Raw genomic sequence first — 17,963 nt, 5'->3', positions numbered from 1 at the left:
TACACCGTTACCGGTGCGGCGGCTTTTTTGCGTGCGGATCAGGCCAGGTTTACGGCGCTTACCGGGCGCCGGGACAGCAGGCTGACCAGTACGAAGCTCACCAGGCCGACGGCCAGGCTGTAGTAGATCGGCGTATTGGCTTCCAGCCCGTCCTTGATCATGAAGACCAGCACAGTGAGGAAGCCCAGGGTCATGCTGGTGATGGCGCCTGCGGTGCTGGCGCGTTTCCAGAAGATCGCTCCGATCAGCGGGATCAGCATGCCGCCGACTAGCAGGTTGTAGGCCAGGGTCAAGGCGCTGATCACGTCATTCACCGCCAGGGCGATGCCCAGCACTACCAGGCCGGTGAGCAGGGTGAACAGGCGGTTGATGCCCAGGCTCGACTGCTTGCCGCCACGCAACTTGGGCAGCAGGTCCTCGGTCAAGGTGGTAGAGGCCGCCAGCAAGCCGGCGCTCGCCGTCGACATCATCGCGGCAAGGGCAGCGGCCATCAGCAGGCCACGGATACCGTCAGGCAGGGTGGTCTTGATCATCGCTGCGAAGGCGTTGTTCGGGTTGGCCAGGTCCGGCATCAGCACATGGGCGGCCATGCCGATCAGGGCGCAGGCCAGACCGTACAGCACGCAATAGATACCTGCGGTGGTGCCGGCACGCTGGGCCACTTTCTCGTCACGGGCGGTGAACACCCGCTGCCAAATGTCCTGGCCGATGAGGATGCCGAAGAAGTAGATCAGGAAGTAGGTGATGATGGTGTCCCAGCCGATGGTGGTCCAGTTGAAACTGGCCTCCGGCAGCTTGGCCACCAGTTGGTCCCAGCCGCCGACCTTGTACAGGCACACCGGCAGCAGGATGAACATCAGGCCTACGGTCTTGATCACGAACTGGACGATATCGGTCAGGGTCAGCGACCACATGCCGCCGATGGTCGAGTAGATCACCACCACGCCGCCGCCAAGCACCAGTGCCAGCCAGAACGGCAGGTCGAGCAGCACCTGCAGTACGGTGCCCATGGCCAGGGTCGAGGTGACGCCGATCATCAGCGCGTAGGCCAGCATGATTGCCGCGCTGGCCTGGCGCGCCATAGGGTTGTAGCGGCGCTCCAGCACCTGGGTCACGGTGAAGATGCGCAGGCGCAGCAGGGGTTTGGCGAGGAACAGATTGAGGGCGATGATGCCCAGGCCTAGCGCGGCGCACAGCCAGAAGCCGGAAATCCCGTAGACATAGCCCAAGCGCACCGTACCGACAGTGGACGCGCCGCCCAGCACGGTAGTGGCCATGGTGCCCATGTACAGGGTCGGGCCGAGGTTGCGTCCGGCTACCAGGTAGTCTTCGTGGGTTTTCGCCCGACGCATGCCATACCAGCCAAGGCCGAGCATGCCGACGGCATAGATCAGTACAACGAATATGTCCAAGGCCATGGGTGTCTCCGATTATCTTTATTATGCGAGATCGACCGTTCGGACAGGTGCACCCGCCCGTCGGTCTCGTAGGTCTGGCGGGTCGTCACCGCGACCCTGCCAAGGTGGCTCCTGCCTTGGTACCGCTCCTTGCCGCTGTGGATCAGCGGCGCACTACGCCCGGGAGCACGCAGAGCATCTCGAACAGCAGGTTGGCGCCCAGCAGCGAGGTGTTGCCGGTGGTGTCATAGGGGGGCGAGACTTCGACCAGGTCGCAGCCGATCAGGTCAAGGCCGTGGCAGCCACGGATGATTTCCATGGCCTGGATAGTGGTCAGGCCGCCGATTTCCGGGGTGCCGGTGCCTGGTGCCCAGGCCGGATCGATACCGTCGATGTCGAAGGACAGGTACACCGGGCCACCGCCTACCTTTTCACGCACTTCGGCCATCAGCGGTTCCAGCGACTTGTGCCAGCATTCCTCGGCCTGGACCACGCGGAAGCCTTGGCGGCGGCTCCAGTTGAAGTCATCGGCGGTATAGCCCTGCGCTCGCAGGCCGATCTGCACCACGCGGTCGCAATCGAGCAGGCCTTCTTCGACGGCGCGGCGGAAGGTCGTGCCGTGGGCGATCTTCTCACCGAACATATGATCGTTGACGTCGGCATGGGCGTCGATATGTACCAGGCCGATCTTGCCATGCTTCTTGTGCAGGGCGCGCAGGATCGGCAGGGTAATGGTGTGGTCGCCACCCAGGGTCAACGGGATGATGTTGTGCTCGAGGATCTCGTCATAGGCCTCTTCGATGATCCGCACCGCATCCAGCAGGTTGAAGGTGTTGATCGCCACGTCGCCGATATCGGCTATCGAGAGGGAGTCGAACGGCGCGGCACCGGTGGCCATGTTGTACGGGCGGATCATCACCGATTCGGCGCGGATCTGCCGAGGGCCGAAGCGGGTGCCGGAGCGCAGCGAGGTGCCGATGTCCAGAGGCACGCCGATGAAGGCCGCGTCCAGGCCCTCGGCGCTCTGCAGGTGGGGAAGACGGAGCATGGTGGCGATGCCGCCGAAACGCGGCATTTCGTTGCCGCCCAGTGGTTGGTGGAGAATCTTGTCCACGGTGGGCCTCATCAGTCGATTGTTCTCGTTGTTCGAACCTGTGCCAGGGGCGCTTGAGGCGCACGATCTTGCCGGCGGACAGGGACATTTCGACCAAGTCTGCAAAAGGTAGTGCTGGAGAAGAATCGCTACCGGCAAATACTTACTTCAGGTTTTTCTAAACTAATGCCAGTGGGGCGGGTAGACTCTGGCCATCTGCCGCCTTCCGGAGCCGCTGTACCATGGCCTCTGCCTTGCCCGATCTGAAACTGTTGCGCATTTTCGTCAGCGTGGTGCGACACCAGGGTTTCGCCAATGCCCAGCGGGAGCTGAACCTGTCGACCTCGGCCATCAGCACGTACATGAGCCAGCTGGAGGCGGCACTGGGCATCGTTCTCTGCCACCGTGGCCGAGGTGGGTTCAGCCTGACCAGCAAGGGGGAGTTGTTCCACCAAGAGACGCTGCGCCTGCTGGCGGAAATGGATGGCTTCGAACAGTATGCCGCCGCCCTCAAGGGCGAGCTGCGTGGCACCCTCAACCTCGGGGTGATCGACTCCACTGTCGGCGACCGGGCCTTGCCCCTGGCAGAGGCCATTGGCGCCTACAGCCTCGAGCATCCGGCGGTGCACCTGCACCTTTCGGTTTCCAGCCCTTACGAGCTGCAACTGGGGGTGCAGGACAACCGCCTGGACCTGGCCATCGGCGCCTTCTCCTCACGCATGAGCGGCCTGGTCTATCAGCCGCTGTACCGTGAGCAGCACTGGCTGTACTGCAGCAGTCGTCATCCGCTATTCCTGGAGCGGAGGATTCCTGAGCAGGTGATCACCCAGCAGCGCATGGTTGGCCGTGGCTACTGGAGCCAGGCAGAGCTGGCACGCCATGGCTTCAAGCACAGTGCGGCGACCGTCGAGAGCATGGAGGCGCAGCTGATCCTGGTGCTGTCTGGCGCCTACATCGGTTACCTGCCCGAGCACTACGCCCAGGCTTGGGTCGACAAGGGCGACCTGCGTGTCCTGTCACCAGCGACCTTCGGTTATCAGGCGCCATTTTCTCTGATCATCCGCCGTGGACGCAGCCGTGAACCCCTGATCCAGACCTTCCGGGATCTGCTCAAGGCCCAGCTCAACGTCGGCTGATCGATGTCGTTTTTAGAGCATTGCGACATGTAGGGAACTTTTCCTACAAAACGTAATAACGGACGCGAACAGGCTCTGCTAAACCTTTAATCTACCGTGATGAAACTTCCCCCATCTCCACGCAGGGAATGCCCCAGATGCGCATGAATTTGCCCGTCACCGACCACGAAAGAACCTTTTCGACCGACCAGCGGTTGATTTCCACCACTGACCTCAACAGCCGCATTACCTATTGCAATGATGCATTCGTAGCGATCAGCGGCTTCACCTACGACGAGCTTGTGGGCCAGACGCACAACCTGGTGCGCCACCCTGATATGCCGCCGTCGGTATTCGGCCATATGTGGGAAACCATCAAGCAAGGCAAGCCCTGGATGGGGGTGATAAAGAACCGTGCCAAGAATGGCGATTACTACTGGGTCAGCGCATACGTCACCGCGATCTATGAGAATGGCCGGATCAGCGGTTACGAATCGGTGCGTTCGGTGCCGACCCGGGATCAGATCCGCCGCGCTGAGGCGCTGTATGCGCGCTTGCGCGCCGGGCGTGCGGCGGTGCCTTGGGCTGCACGCCTGGGGCATGGCCTGGCGCACGGCTGGCCGCTGCTCGGGGCCGGCCTGCTGTCGGCCGCAGGTTACCTTTGGCTGCCACAGTACGCGGCGCTAGGGCTGTTGATGGCCAGCTTGCTGACGGCCTGGTACCTGATCGAGAGCCGGCAGAACCGTACTATCCAGCGCACCCTCAGTGAACACCCCAAGGCCTTCACCAGCCCGCTGGTGGCCCTGACCTACAGTGACAACCCCGGCCTGCAGGGCCAGTTGGACCTGGCCATCCTCAGCGAGGAAGCACGCCTGCAGACCGCCCTGACGCGCCTGGTGGACGCTGGCGTCGGGGTCAAGTCGCGGGCTGCGCAGTCGGCTGGCCTGTCCGATGCCCAGGCCCAGATGCTTGATCGCCAGCGCAGTGAAACCGACCAGTCGGCCACTGCTATTGCACAAATGGCGGCGACCATCCAGGAAGTGACCCACAACGTGCAGAGCACTGCCCATGCCGCCGGCGACGCCAATCAACTGGCCCAGCAGGGCAGTGACCTGGCGCAGCAGAGCCTGCGTGCCATGGGTAGCATGAGTGAGGCGGTCAACGATATCGGCCAGGCGGTCAACGCCCTGGCCGAGCAGACCCAGTCCATCGGCAGCGTGGTCGATGTGATCACCTCCATCGCCGAGCAGACCAACTTGCTGGCGCTCAACGCGGCCATCGAGGCAGCGCGGGCGGGCGAGCAGGGGCGTGGCTTTGCCGTGGTCGCCGATGAAGTGCGCTCTCTGGCCCAGCGCACCCGCAGCTCGACCGAGGAGATCCATCAGATCATCACCTCGTTGCGTGCCGGAGCCGAGCGGGCTGTGGCCACGGCCAGCCGGGGCGAGCAGATCTCCCTGGACAGCGTGCACAGTGTCGAAGCGGTGCAATCGGCCTTGACCGGCATCGCCCAGGCGGTCAGCCGCATCACGGGCATGAGCCAGCAGATGGCGACCGCCTCGGAACAGCAGAGCCATGTGGCCGAGGACATCAACCAGCAGATCACCCGCATCGCCCATCTATGCGACCAGAGTGCCGGCCAAGCCAAGCAGGGCGCCGAGATCAGCCAGGATCTCGAACGTATGGCCGAGTACCTGCACAGCCTGGCGGAGCGTTTCAACCGCTAAGGGGTTCGTCTTCCCCACAGGGATGTGGGGCTTTTCCGGGAGGCTGTGGCACACTGGCGCCAGCCAGGAGAACCCGATGTCCAGACCCCGTTGCGAACGCTGCCAGCGCCCGCAAGGCCACTGCCTTTGCCCCCTGATTCCCCACCTCGGCAGCCGTACCCGCGTGGTGCTGCTGCAGCACCCCAGTGAAACCACCCATGCCCTGAACACGGCGCGGCTGGCGGCCCTTGGGCTGGACAATGCCGAGCTGCGCGTGGGCGAGGTGTTCGAAGACCTGCCGGCATTGCTGGCCAGGCCAGGTTACCGTCCGGCGTTGTTGTTTCCTGGGGAGCAGGCGCAGGTACTGGAGGCCTATGGCGCGGACGATGTGCCGCCGCTTTTGCTGGTCGTCCCTGATGGCACCTGGCGCAAGGCACGCAAGATGCTGTACCTGAACCCGCTGCTGGCGGGGTTGCCCCGCGTTACCCTCGGACAGGTGACACCATCGCGCTACCGCCTGCGCAAGGCACCGGAGCCGGGCGCCCTGTCGACCTTGGAGGCGGTGGTGCAAGCGCTGAATGTGCTGGAAGCACCGGCCGGTTTCGATGCCTTGTTGCGGCCTTTCGATGCGCTGATCGAAGGACAGATCGACGCCATGGGACGGGAGACGTTCGAGCGCAATCATGGCGGGGGATCGAGCGTCTGAATGCTTGCGGCCAACGCTATCCCTGTAGGCGATCACCCAGCCCTGGGCTGTGATGGGCAGCTCAGCGCTCCCGCATCGCCTCGGTCCTGGCTTTGAGCACGGGCTTGAGCAGGTAGTCGAGCACGCTCTTCTGTCCGGTGATGATGTCCACCGTGGCAGTCATGCCGGGGATGATCAGCAGCGGCTTGTCGTCGCCGCCCAAGTGGTTTTTGTCGGTGCGCACCTGGATCAGGTAGAAGGCATTGCCTTTGTCATCGGTGACGGTATCGGCGCTGATCAGCTCCAGCTTGGCCTTGAGGCCGCCATAGATGGTGTAGTCATAGGCGCTGAACTTGACCATCGCCGTCTGCCCAGGGTGCAGGAAGGCCACGTCCTGGGGGCGGACCTTGGCTTCGATCAGCAGGTTGTCCTCGATTGGCACGATCTCCACCAGGTCGCTGCCCGGCTGGACCACACCGCCGATGGTGTTGACCTTGAGCAGCTTGACGATGCCGCGTACCGGCGACTGCACCGTGGTGCGGGTGACCCGGTCATCGATGGCGATGCTCGAGGCGGTGATCTTCGACAGCTCCGTGCGCTTGTCGTTGAGCTCCTTGGCCGCCTCCGAACGGAAGCTCGCTTCGGACTCCTCGATCTTGCTCTTGATCTCGGCCACCGCCGCTTCGGCACGGGGGATGGCCAGGCTGGTGGCGTTGAGCTGGCCACGCGCTTCTACGGTGCTGCGCTTGAGGCGCAGGATCTCCACCGGCGAGATGGCGCCAGTACCTACCAGTGGCGTCGACATGTTCAGCTCCTGCTGGAGCAGGCCCAGGGCGGAGCGGTACTGCTCGAGCTTGGAGCGGAACTCGGCCAGTTCCTGGGTTTTTTGCCGCAGTTGCTCGTTGAGGGTTTGCTTCTCGCTGGTCAGGCGGCGCTTGCGCGACTGGTACAGGGCGGTCTCGTCCTCGGCCACTTGCGGTGCCTTGCTGCGCACCTCGGCGGAGACTTCGAAGGGCCGGCCTTCGGACTCTGCCGACAGGCGTTCGACCTGGGCGCTCAGGGCGTAGCGGTCGGCCTCGCTTTCGCCCTTGTTGGAGCGAAAGCGGGTGTCGTCCAGGCGCAGCAGGGTGGCGCCCTTGTCCACCATCTGCCCTTCGCGGACGAAGATCTCGGTGACGATGCCGCCTTCGAGGTTCTGCACCACCTGGACCTTGCTCGATGGAATGGCCTTGCCTTCGCCCATGGTCACTTCATCGAGCACGGCGAAGTTGGCCCAGGTCAGGGCCACCAACAGCAGCGCGGCGGTCAGCCACACGGTCAGGCGTGACAGGCGTGGCGAGTCCTGTAGCGTGGCGCCGGCCAGTTCCGGCATGTAGTCGCGTTCGGCGCTCTTGCCGAAACTCTGGAGGTAACCGCGCACGCCAGGACTGAGAGACATGATGAGCTCCTAGAGGGCCGCGCCGACGCGGCCTTTGCGCAGGGCATCGATGACTGCTTCCTTGGGGCCGTCGGCGACGATCTTGCCGTTGTCCAACACCAGCAGGCGGTCGACCAGGCTCAGCATCGAGGTACGGTGGGTGACCAGCAGCAGGGTCTTGCCTGGCACCCAGGCCTGCAGGCGCTGGCGCAGTTGTTCCTCGCTGCTGTTGTCCATGTGGCTGGTGGGTTCGTCGAGGATCATGATCTGGGGCTCCAGCAGCATCGACCGGGCCAGCAGCACGGCCTGGCGCTGGCCGCCGGAGAGTAGTTGGCCACGCTCGCCCACCGGGCGGTCGAAGCCCTGCGGGTGCTGCCGGGCCAGTTCGCTGACGCCGGTCAGCTCGGCCACTTCGAGCATGCGCGCATCACTGACGTAGCGGGCGCCGAGGGTCAGGTTGTCACGCAGGCTGCCGGCCAGTAGCGGCAGATCATGGGCGACATAGCCCAGTTGGCTGCGCAGGTCGGCGATGTCCAGTTGGCGCAGGTCGAGGTTGTCCAGCAGGATTTGCCCTTCGTCCGGGTTGTAGAAGCCCATCACCAGCCGCGCCAGGGTGCTCTTGCCCGAGCCACTGCGGCCGATGATGCCGATGCGTTCGCCGGGTTTGACGCTGAAGTTGATGTCGTTCAGCGCCAGGGCGTTCTGCCCGGCGTAGCGGAAGCTGACATGGCAAACCTCCAGGCCGCCCTTGAGTTGGGTGTGCTCCAGGGTTTGCTGTTCGGCCTGGCGCTCCTGGGGCAGGCTCATCAGGGCATCGGTGCTGCGCATGGTCAGTTGCGCCTGCTGGTAGCGGGTGACCAGCCCGGCGATCTGCCCGAGCGGGGCCAGGACCCGGCTGCCGAGCATGTAGGTGGCGACCAGGGCGCCAACACTGAGGTTGCCGGCGATGATGCTGTAGACCCCGGCGACGATGGTCGCCATGCCGCAAAACTGTTGGATGAACAGGGTGCCGTTGGTGGCCAGGGCCGACAGGTTGCGGGCATGGGCGTCGAGGCGGGCGAGGGCGCCGTTGGTGCTTTCCCACTGGTACTGGCGTTCGCTTTCGGCACCGCAGGTCTTGAGGGTTTCCAGGCCGCCGAGGGTCTCGATCAGCAGGGCCTGGCGCACTGCGCCCAGGCTCAGGCTCTTCTGCACGGTGTCGCGTAGGCGCACTTGGATGAGCAGGGCGAAGCACAGGGTCAGGGGAAAGGCCAGCAGTGGGATCACTACCAGCCAGCCACCGAGCAGGCCGATGACCATCAGCATCAGCGCCACGAAGGGCAGGTCGATAATGCTGGTCAGCGTCACGGCGGTGAGGAATTCACGCAGGCCCTGGAAATCATGAATGCTTTGCGCAAAACCGCCGATGGTGGCCGGGCGGGCCTTCATCGACATGCCGGTGATGCGTTCGAAGAGAGTGGCGGACAGTATCAAGTCGGTCTTCTTGCCGGCCTGGTCCAGCAGGTGAGCGCGGACCACACGCAGGACCAGTTCGAAGGTGGTGCCGATGAACAGGCCGATGGCCAGCACCCAGAGGGTCGACAGGGCTTGGTTGGGCACCACGCGATCGTAGGTTTGCATGACGAACAGCGGCACCATCAGCCCCAGCACGTTGATCAACAGGCTGGCCAGCAGGGCGTCGCTGTACAGCCAGCGCGACAATTTCAAGGTGTCGCGGAACCAGGCATGAACCCTGGGCAACAGGGGGCTGCGCACTTCTTCAAGGGAATGCCGGGGGCGGGCGAACAGGGCCTGGCCGCTGTAGGCATCGAGCAGCTCCTGGCGGCTGACCCACTGTTCGCCGCCCTCGGCCTCGCAGGGCAGGATCAGTGCGCGGTCGTCCTCGCTCCAGCGCCGCAGCACCGCTGTGCGGCCGTCATTGAGCAGTAGCAGTACCGGCAGGTTCAGCGCCGAGATCGCCGCCAGTTCGCGGCGCAGCACCCGTGCCTGCAGTCCGGCCCGGGCGGCAGCACGGGGCAGCAGGTCCAGGCCCAGGCGTTGCTCGGCCAGGGGCAGGCCGCTGCTCAGGCTGGCCCGGCTGACCGGGCAGCCGTGCAGCTTGCACAGGATCAACAGGCCATCGAGCAGCGGATCATCGAAACTCAGGCGCGGTTCTGCAGCCGGGCCTGGCGCTTGCATACTGGTCACAATGGCCTACTCCTGCCGCAGGGAAGGGGGTCAACGCATGTCGGGTAACCGCGCTTCACTGCGCACTTCGCTCTTGGCGATGGCCTCCGGTGGCAGAGAAATGCGTTGCTTGCTCAGCAATGCGCCCATGTTGGCCAGGACCCGGTACATGGAGAACTCTTCGGTGTAACGCACTTCGGTGTAGCGACGGTTGGCGTTGTACAGCTCGTTCTCGCTGTCGAGTACGTCGAGCAGGGTCCGCTGGCCAAGACCGAACTGATCCTGGTAGGCCGCCCGCACGCGGCTGGTGGTCTCGGCGTATTCACGCGCGGTCGGGGTTTGCTTGCGTGCATTGGTCATGGCGTTCCAGGCCAGGCTGAGGTTCTCGTTGAGGGTCCGCAGGGCATTGTTGCGGATGTCTATGGCCTGGTTGATCTTGTGCGCATCGGACTGCAGGCGCGCCTTGTCGCTGCCGCCACGGAACAGGTTGTAGCTGAACTCGACGCCGGCCTGCCAGTCGTTGTTGTCGTGGCCGCGCTGGCCGGCCGTGTTGTTGTTGGCGCCAGTCGCCAGCACAGCGTCCAGGCGCGGGTAGAAGGGGGACTTGGCCACTTCGTACTGCTGCTCGGCGGCCTGTACATCGGCCTGGGCCGACTTCAGGTAGGGGTTGTTCTCCAGCATGCCCTGGCGTGCATCGCCGAGGTTGGTTGGCATTTCGCCCTTGATGGTCACGGGGGTTTCCAGCTCGTCCGGCATGCGCCCGACCACGCTGAAGAAATTGGCTTCGGCGTCGGCCAGGTCGACTTCGGCGGTGTCCAGATTGTTCTCCGCCAGGGCCCGACGGGCGCGGGACTGGTCGAGGTCGGCAGTGCTGCCGACACCACGCTCGCTGCGCAGGCTGATCTGATCGTTGACCCGCAAGTGCGCCTGCAGGTTGTTTTTGGCCAGGGTCACCAGCTCACGGCGCTTGAGCACCTCCAGATACACCTCGATGGCGCGCAGGGCCACGCTCTCGGCTGTGGCCTGGGTGTAGTAGGCGCGGGAGTTCACCACCGCTTCGGTGCGGCCCACCTCGTTCGGGGTGTTGAAACCATCGAACAGCATCTGCCGCAGGCGCAGTTCCGACTGGGTGTAGTTCAGGGTTTCGGTGTTGTGGTTGCGCGTGCCGTCGGCGTTGAAGCCCCGGGTGTTGGTGTTATCCGAACGTTGCCGTCCGTAGCCGGCCAACAGGTCCACGGTGGGAAAGTATCCTCCGCGGGCGAACTTCACATCCTCATCGGCCGAGAGGCGGCTGTTGCGGCTGGCATGGATTTCCGGATGCTGGTCCACGGCGCTCTGAACGGCCTCCGCAATCGACATCGCCTGGGCATTAGCGCAGGCCATGGCCAATAGAATCGCACTGGTGATGGGGGTCAAAACGCGCATGGAGTACTTCTCCCTGGTCTCTAATAAGATCCTCGATCGCCAAAAAAATGACGAAAATTGAGGGTCAAACCGTTTCATGTTTGTAACAACAGAGCTAAGAACATTTAGCGGGCCAGCTAAGAAGATTTTTTCATAATTCTTATGCTGAAAAAAACTTATGCGCTCCAAGAAATCCGGGACATTGTTCTATGCAAGTCGTCCGTGGAAATGGCGCTAGGGTGCGATTTCTCGGGCATCGAAGAAAGTTCCAGCTTTTTTGCAGCATAGGGCACGGATGTAGCGGAGGGGATGGAGGCGAAGCGAAATTTGGCGACATTTTTTTGGCATAGTCCCAGAAGGCCATTACGCTTTGCCGCGTTCTCCGGGGATCACCGGGAAAGGCTTTGATTTCGTTGAAATCCGCGCTTCCCGCCAGGTAACCGGGGTAATCGCTTCGATGCGCCTGCATCGAGTGGTTCACGCAACAGCCTGCGCGCTTTGACCTGCGAAAAACACTTTGGCAGTGGAGGCGTGCGCTCATGGCTAAGTCAGTCGGTGTGGTCAGCAAGGTGGTCGGCCAGGTGTTTGCAGTGGGTGGCGACGGCACTCGTCGCCTGGTGGTCGAAGGCGACCGCCTGTTTGTCGGCGAGCAACTGGAGACGGGAGCCGCGGGAGCCGTGGCCGTGCGCTTGCACAACGGCGCCGAATTGACCCTGGGGCGTGGCAGTAGCTTGGAAATGACGCCTGACCTGCTCGCCAACCGCGCTGGACATGTGCAGACAACGGACACGGTGACCCCGAGCGAGGCTCAGCTCACCGATGTCGAGCGCTTGCAGCAAGCCATCGCCGCAGGTGCCGACCCGACCGAAGCAGGCGAGGCGCCGGCAGCTGGGCCTGGCGATGGCGGTGCGCCGGGAGCCTTGGGGGGAGGCCACAGCTTTGTGCTGTTGACCGAGGTGGCTGCCCGCGTCGATCCCGTGATCGGCTTTCCCACTGCAGGCTTCAATGGCATCCCTGAACTGGCGAACCGTTACCTGGGCGTGCCGGGCAACGGCAGCGGCAGCGAGGGTGTGTCTGTGTCTCCGCCGACAGTGGATCACCCAGTCAGCTTGCAGGGGTTGGAAGTCGCGCCCGCCGAGCTGATTCTCAACGAAGCCAACCTGGCCCAGGGCTCAGCCAGTGATCCGGCGGCCCTGACTCAAGTAGGCACCTTCACGGTCGTGGCTCCTGACGGGGTATTCAACCTGAACGTCGGCGGCATCAATGTGGTCACCGGCGGGGTCGTTACCGGGGTGGGGCAATCCATCACCACTGGGCTTGGCAATATTCTGACCATCACCGGTTACGATGCGGATACCGGGGTGGTCAGCTACAGCTACACCCTGACCGGCACCCAGGCGCACGCGACAGCCGGCGGAACCAACGAGTTGGCCGAGCACTTTGCTGTCCAGGTCAGCGACAGGGACGGTGATGTGGCCAGCGGTACGTTGGATGTCATCATCATCGACGATGTGCCTAAGGCTGTGGATGACACCAATGCCGTCACGGCCACCGAGCAGCAACTGACGTTGACCGGCAATGTCTTGGCCAACGACGTACAGGGCGCCGACCGTGTGCCCACCGGCCCGATCACGGCAGGGACCTTCGTCGGTACTTACGGCACCCTGGTCCTGGCGGCCGACGGGTCCTACACCTACACCCTCAACACCAACGATCCGGACTTCAAGAACCTGCACGGTGGCGGCAGTGGGGTGGAGCATTTCACCTACACCCTGAAGGACGCCGATGGCGATACCAGCACCGCGACACTGACGCTGAACATCAGCAACCTCGACGATCCGGTGACCCTTGATGGCCTGGATGTGAAGGGCGGTGAGCTGACCGTCTACGAGAAGCACCTGGGCGATGGCAGCAGCCCCGATCTGCCGGCCTTGACCCAGAACGGCACCTTCACGGTCACCGCGCCGGATGGCCTGCAGACCTTGACGGTTGGCGGTATCACGGTGGTCAGCGGCGGTGTGGCGGCAGGCTTCCCGCAATCCGTTACCACAGCGCTGGGCAATACCCTGACCATCACCGGCTACAACGCGACCACAGGTGTGGTGAGCTACAGCTACACCTTGACCGATAACGAAACGCACCCCAATGCCAATGGCGCCAACAGCCTGGGCGAAAGCTTCAATGTGGTTGCCACTGATACTGATGGCAGCAGTGCCAGTGGCAGTCTTGACGTCAACATTGTCGACGACGTGCCCAAGGCTGTGGATGACACCAATGCCGTCACGGCCACCGAGCAGCAACTGACGTTGACCGGCAATGTCCTGAGCAATGACGTACAAGGCGCCGACCGTGTGCCCACCGGCCCGATCACGGCAGGAACCTTCGTCGGTACATACGGCACCCTGGTCCTGGCGGCCGACGGGTCCTACACCTACACCCTCAACACCAACGATCCGGACTTCAAGAACCTGCACGGTGGCGGCAGTGGGGTGGAGCATTTCACCTACACCCTGAAGGACGCCGATGGCGATACCAGCACCGCGACACTGACGCTGAACATCAGCAACCTCGACGATCCGGTGACCCTTGATGGCCTGGATGTGAAGGGCGGTGAGCTGACCGTCTACGAGAAGCACCTGGGCGATGGCAGCAGCCCCGATCTGCCGGCCTTGACCCAGAACGGCACCTTCACGGTCACCGCGCCGGATGGCCTGCAGACCTTGACGGTTGGCGGTATCACGGTGGTCAGCGGCGGTGTGGCGGCAGGCTTCCCGCAATCCGTTACCACAGCGCTGGGCAATACCCTGACCATCACCGGCTACAACGCGACCACAGGTGTGGTGAGCTACAGCTACACCTTGACCGATAACGAAACGCACCCCAATGCCAATGGCGCCAACAGCCTGGGCGAAAGCTTCAATGTGGTTGCCACTGATACTGATGGCAGCAGTGCCAGTGGCAGTCTTGACGTCAATATTGTCGATGACGTGCCCCAGGCGTATGCCGACGAAGCCACTGTGGTCGAGGGGGGTACGGTCAGCGGTAACGTCCTTTACAACGATGTGCTCGGGGCAGATCAGGCCGGTACCAGTAATGTCGTGGTGGGGGCCCGTGCTGGCTCCGATACCTCGACCTCGGCCATTGGTTCGCTGAACACTGGCATCGCTGGGTTATACGGCACCTTGACGATCGATGCGGCGGGCAACGCGGTCTATCAGGCCAACCCGAACGCCGTGGCACCCCCGGGGGCCATCGATGTATTCGTCTACACCATCCGTGATACGGACGGCGATGAGAGCACCACGACCATCACGATCAACGTCAAGGACTGTTCGTTGATCGCAGGCCAGGACAGCGACGTCACCGTCTACGAAAAAGCCCTGGACCTGTACCAGGACGGCAACGACCTGGCGGCTGGCAACGTGACCGGCAGCGATCCGAGCTCGACCGGCGAAACCGCCTCCGGGACCCTGGTCGGTTCGGTCACCGGTGGTGTCGGTGCATTGACCTACAGCCTGGTTGGCAACGCCACGGGCCAGTACGGACAACTCCAGCTCAATGCCGACGGCACCTACACTTACACCCTGACTTCTGCGCCGAAGACCCCAGGCAGTGCCAACGATGGTGCCAACACCCTGACCGAGAGTTTCACCTACCTGGTCAAGGACTCATTGGGCAACTCGACCACCAGCACCATCGTCATCAACATCGTCGACGACGTACCGAAGGCCTATTCCGATGTGGCGACAGTCGTCGAAGGCGGAACTGTCAGCGGCAATGTGCTGGACAACGACATCATCGGTGCCGACGTGCCGAGCAACGGCAACGTGGTGGTCGGCGTGCGCGCCGGTTCGGACACCTCGACCTCGGCCATCGGTTCGCTCAACACCCAGGTCATTGGCCAGTATGGCTACCTGACCCTGGATGCCCAGGGCAATGCGGTCTACCACGCCAACCCCGACAGCGTCTCCCATGCCGGCGCCACCGACGTATTTGTCTATACCATCCGCGATGCTGACGGCGATGAGAGCACCACGACCATCACCATCAACGTAAAAGACTGTTCGTTGATCGCAGGCCAGGACAGCGACGTCACCGTCTACGAAAAAGCCTTGGACCTGTACCAGGACGGCGACGACCTGGCGGCTGGCAACGTGACTGGCAGCGATCCGAACTCGACCGGCGAAACCGCCTCCGGCACCTTGGTCGGCTCGGTCACCGGTGGTGTCGGTGCATTGACCTACAGCCTGGTTGGCAACGCCACGGGCCAGTACGGACAACTCCAGCTCAATGCTGACGGCACCTACACCTATACCCTGACTTCTGCGCCGAAAACCCCAGGCGGTGCCAACGATGGTGCCAACACCCTGACCGAGAGTTTCACCTACCTGGTCAAGGACTCATTGGGCAACTCCACCACCAGCACCATCGTCATCAACATCGTCGACGACGTACCGAAGGCCCATTGCGATGTGGCGACGGTGGTGGAGGGCGGAACCGTCAGCGGCAATGTACTGGACAACGACATCATCGGCGCCGACGTGCCGAGCAACGGCAACGTGGTGGTCGGCGTGCGCGCCGGTTCGGACACCTCGACCTCGGCCATCGGTTCGCTCAATACCCAGGTCATTGGCCAGTATGGCTACCTGACCCTGGATGCCCAGGGCAACGCGGTCTATCACGCCAACCCCGACAGCGTCTCCCATGCCGGCGCCACCGACGTATTTGTCTATACCATCCGCGATGCCGACGGCGATGAGAGCACCACGACCATCACCATCAACGTCAAGGACTGCTCGTTGGTCGCCGGACCGGACTGCGACATCACCGTCTACGAAAAAGCCCTGGACCTGTGCCAGGACGGCAACGACCTGGCGGCTGGCAACGTGACCGGCAGCGATCCGAGCTCGACCGGCGAAACCGCTTCCGGCACCTTGGTCGGCTCGGTCACCGGTGGTGTCGGTGCATTGACCTACAGCCTGGTCGGCAACGCCACGGGCCAGTATGGTCAGATCCAGCTCAATGCCGACGGCACCTACACCTACACCCTGACCTCTGCGCCGAAAACCCCAGGCGACAGCCAGGCCGAGAGCTTCACCTACAAAGCTACTGACTCGCTGGGCAACTCCACCACCAGCACCATCGTCATCAACATCGTCGACGACGTACCGAAGGCCCATTGCGATGTGGCGACGGTGGTGGAGGGCGGAACCGTCAGCGGCAACGTGCTGGACAACGACATCATCGGCGCCGACGTGCCGAGCAACGGCAACGTGGTGGTCGGCGTGCGCGCCGGTTCGGACACCTCGACCTCGGCCATCGGTTCACTCAACACCCAGGTCATTGGCCAGTATGGCTACCTGACCCTGGATGCCCAGGGCAATGCGGTTTATCACGCGAATCCCGACAGCGTCTCCCATGCCGGTGCCACCGACGTATTTGTCTATACCATCCGCGATGCCGACGGCGATGAGAGCACCACGACCATCACCATCAATGTGAAAGACTGTTCGTTGAGCGCCGGTAGGGACAGCGGCCGGCTCAGTGCCGAGCCCATCACATTCGACACCCTGTTTGCGGAAAATGGAGCGGGTTTCACGGTAGGTGGCCCGGTACCGACAGTGGCTTTCAACGGGACCGGCAGTAACAGTGTCAATCCGTTCAAGGACCTGCCACGCAGCGCGTTCGTCGGGGTTTCCGGCTCGATGAGCGCGGCCCTGTTCGTCGCTGGCTACCTGGGGGCGGTGAGCAACAGCAACGCCCATGATGATGTGCTGACAGTCGCCTTGCGCAAGGGCGAGACCCTGACCCTGGATCACAACCGTCTTGACGGCAATATGGTCATGGAGTGGAAGAGCGCGACCGGCACCTACCAGGGCATCGCTGAGGGCGGCAGCTTCACCGCCAGCCATGACGGGCTTTACAGCATCCACCTGATCAACGTCAGCGACAGTTCCGGCGACAACGCCCCGGAGAGTTACAACTTGAGCATGTCGATCAACTACGCCAACGCCGCGAGCGAGGTCGATAACGGCAGCTACGGCGTCCGTGACAGCCACGTCGGTGCTGGCTCCGGCAATGGCAGCACCAACCTCCAGGCTGCTGGTACCCTCAACGGTACTGCAGGCGACGATGTGCTGTTGGCGGGTGCTGGCGACGATACCCTCGAAGGGGGCGTTGGCCATGACGTGCTGATCGGCGGCGATGGAGATGACAGCCTATATGGTGGCGAGGGGGACGATCTGCTGATCGGTGGTGCTGGCAACGACCTGCTCGATGGCGGCGCGGGCATCGACACCGCCAGCTACGCTTCGGCCACCAGTGGCGTGACGGTCAACCTCAACACTGTTGGCCCGCAGAACACGGGGGGCGCCGGTACCGATACCCTGACAGGCATCGAGAACCTGATTGGCTCCAACTACGACGATACCCTGATTGGCAATGGCGGCGACAACCTGCTCAACGGCGGGTTGGGCAATGACATTCTCAATGGTGGAGGCGGCAATGACATCCTGATCGGTGGCCCAGGCAACAACACCCTGACCGGCGGCAGTGGCAACGACACCTTCGTCTGGCAGCAGGGCAATAGCGGACACGACCTGGTCACCGATTTCACACTAGGGAGCGACCGCCTGGATCTGTCGCAACTGCTCCAGGGCGAAAACGCCACGAGCGCATCGCTGGATGACTATCTGCACTTCAAGGTCACCGACAATGGCGTCAACGTGGTCTCGACCATCGAGGTCAGCGCGGTGGCAGGGTCCGCACCGACCCAGACCATCGATCTGGCGGGTATCGACCTGGCGCAGCACTATGGGGTGACAGCCGGTGCCGGGGGGCTGATTTCTGCGGGGCAGGATACGGCGACCATCATCAATGGCATGCTCAATGATCATTCATTGAAGGTGGATACGGTGTGACGGGTGGCGCGGTAAATCATGCGGCCGGCGTAGGCTCCTACACGGGTACCTGTGGGGAGCTGG

General features: G+C 63.1%; 8 protein-coding genes and 2 pseudogenes. 5 read left to right on the top strand and 5 right to left on the bottom strand.

Annotated features, from left to right (window positions below; genetic code table 11):
* Positions 1-38: 38 nt before the first annotated feature.
* Together ACYU03_RS18590 and speB are read right to left on the bottom strand one after the other, a co-directional pair.
* Positions 39-1,418 (bottom strand): sodium:solute symporter family protein, encoded by a 1,380-nt coding sequence (locus tag ACYU03_RS18590; RefSeq protein WP_461886094.1) that lies wholly within the window; start codon positions 1,416-1,418, stop codon positions 39-41.
* 142 nt (positions 1,419-1,560) lie between these two features.
* A complete protein-coding gene (gene speB, locus ACYU03_RS18585) occupies positions 1,561-2,511 on the bottom strand; it encodes an agmatinase (protein WP_461886093.1) in 951 nt (316 codons plus the stop codon).
* Positions 2,512-2,732: 221 nt separating this feature from the next.
* Between speB and ACYU03_RS18580 the strand changes: the two genes are divergently transcribed.
* The 4 genes and pseudogenes from ACYU03_RS18580 (at position 2,733) to ACYU03_RS18565 (ending at position 6,014) form a co-directional block, all read left to right on the top strand.
* Positions 2,733-3,626: a LysR family transcriptional regulator gene (locus ACYU03_RS18580; protein ID WP_461886092.1), complete on the top strand. Its 894-nt coding sequence runs from the start codon at positions 2,733-2,735 to the stop codon at positions 3,624-3,626.
* A gap of 128 nt (positions 3,627-3,754) precedes the next feature.
* Positions 3,755-4,045, top strand: a pseudogene (locus tag ACYU03_RS18575) (PAS domain-containing protein); the annotation flags it as partial.
* Positions 4,046-4,354: 309 nt separating this feature from the next.
* Positions 4,355-5,329 (top strand): annotated as a pseudogene (locus tag ACYU03_RS18570) (methyl-accepting chemotaxis protein); the annotation flags it as partial.
* Positions 5,330-5,405: 76 nt separating this feature from the next.
* Positions 5,406-6,014, top strand: coding sequence for a tRNA-uridine aminocarboxypropyltransferase (locus ACYU03_RS18565; protein ID WP_461886091.1), 609 nt, complete (start codon positions 5,406-5,408; stop codon positions 6,012-6,014).
* A gap of 61 nt (positions 6,015-6,075) precedes the next feature.
* Here ACYU03_RS18565 and ACYU03_RS18560 read toward each other — a convergent pair whose 3' ends face one another.
* From ACYU03_RS18560 to ACYU03_RS18550, 3 genes are read right to left on the bottom strand one after another with little or no spacing between them, the layout of a single operon-like run.
* A complete protein-coding gene (locus tag ACYU03_RS18560; protein ID WP_461886090.1) occupies positions 6,076-7,431 on the bottom strand; it encodes an HlyD family type I secretion periplasmic adaptor subunit in 1,356 nt (451 codons plus the stop codon).
* A gap of 9 nt (positions 7,432-7,440) precedes the next feature.
* Positions 7,441-9,588: a type I secretion system permease/ATPase gene (locus ACYU03_RS18555; protein WP_461891497.1), complete on the bottom strand. Its 2,148-nt coding sequence runs from the start codon at positions 9,586-9,588 to the stop codon at positions 7,441-7,443.
* 39 nt (positions 9,589-9,627) lie between these two features.
* Positions 9,628-11,001, bottom strand: coding sequence for a TolC family outer membrane protein (locus ACYU03_RS18550; protein WP_461886089.1), 1,374 nt, complete (start codon positions 10,999-11,001; stop codon positions 9,628-9,630).
* Between the two features lie 518 nt (positions 11,002-11,519).
* Between ACYU03_RS18550 and ACYU03_RS18545 the strand changes: the two genes are divergently transcribed.
* Positions 11,520-17,900 carry a retention module-containing protein gene (locus ACYU03_RS18545; RefSeq protein ID WP_461886088.1) on the top strand — a complete coding sequence of 2,127 codons (6,381 nt, stop codon included), beginning with the start codon at positions 11,520-11,522 and terminating at the stop codon, positions 17,898-17,900.
* Positions 17,901-17,963 lie beyond the last annotated feature (63 nt).

Source organism: Pseudomonas sp. X10, assembly GCF_054889225.1.
This window is presented reverse-complemented; position numbering and strand designations above follow the sequence as displayed.

Bases quoted from the DNA above. Each gene is read 5' to 3' on its own strand.
- ACYU03_RS18590 (WP_461886094.1), bottom strand. From the start codon at position 1,418: ATGGCCTTGGACATATTCGTTGTACTGATCTATGCCGTCGGCATGCTC.
- ACYU03_RS18580 (WP_461886092.1), top strand. From the start codon at position 2,733: ATGGCCTCTGCCTTGCCCGATCTGAAACTGTTGCGCATTTTCGTCAGC.
- ACYU03_RS18565 (WP_461886091.1), top strand. From the start codon at position 5,406: ATGTCCAGACCCCGTTGCGAACGCTGCCAGCGCCCGCAAGGCCACTGC.
- ACYU03_RS18560 (WP_461886090.1), bottom strand. From the start codon at position 7,431: ATGTCTCTCAGTCCTGGCGTGCGCGGTTACCTCCAGAGTTTCGGCAAG.
- ACYU03_RS18555 (WP_461891497.1), bottom strand. From the start codon at position 9,588: ATGCAAGCGCCAGGCCCGGCTGCAGAACCGCGCCTGAGTTTCGATGAT.
- ACYU03_RS18550 (WP_461886089.1), bottom strand. From the start codon at position 11,001: ATGCGCGTTTTGACCCCCATCACCAGTGCGATTCTATTGGCCATGGCC.
- ACYU03_RS18545 (WP_461886088.1), top strand. From the start codon at position 11,520: ATGGCTAAGTCAGTCGGTGTGGTCAGCAAGGTGGTCGGCCAGGTGTTT.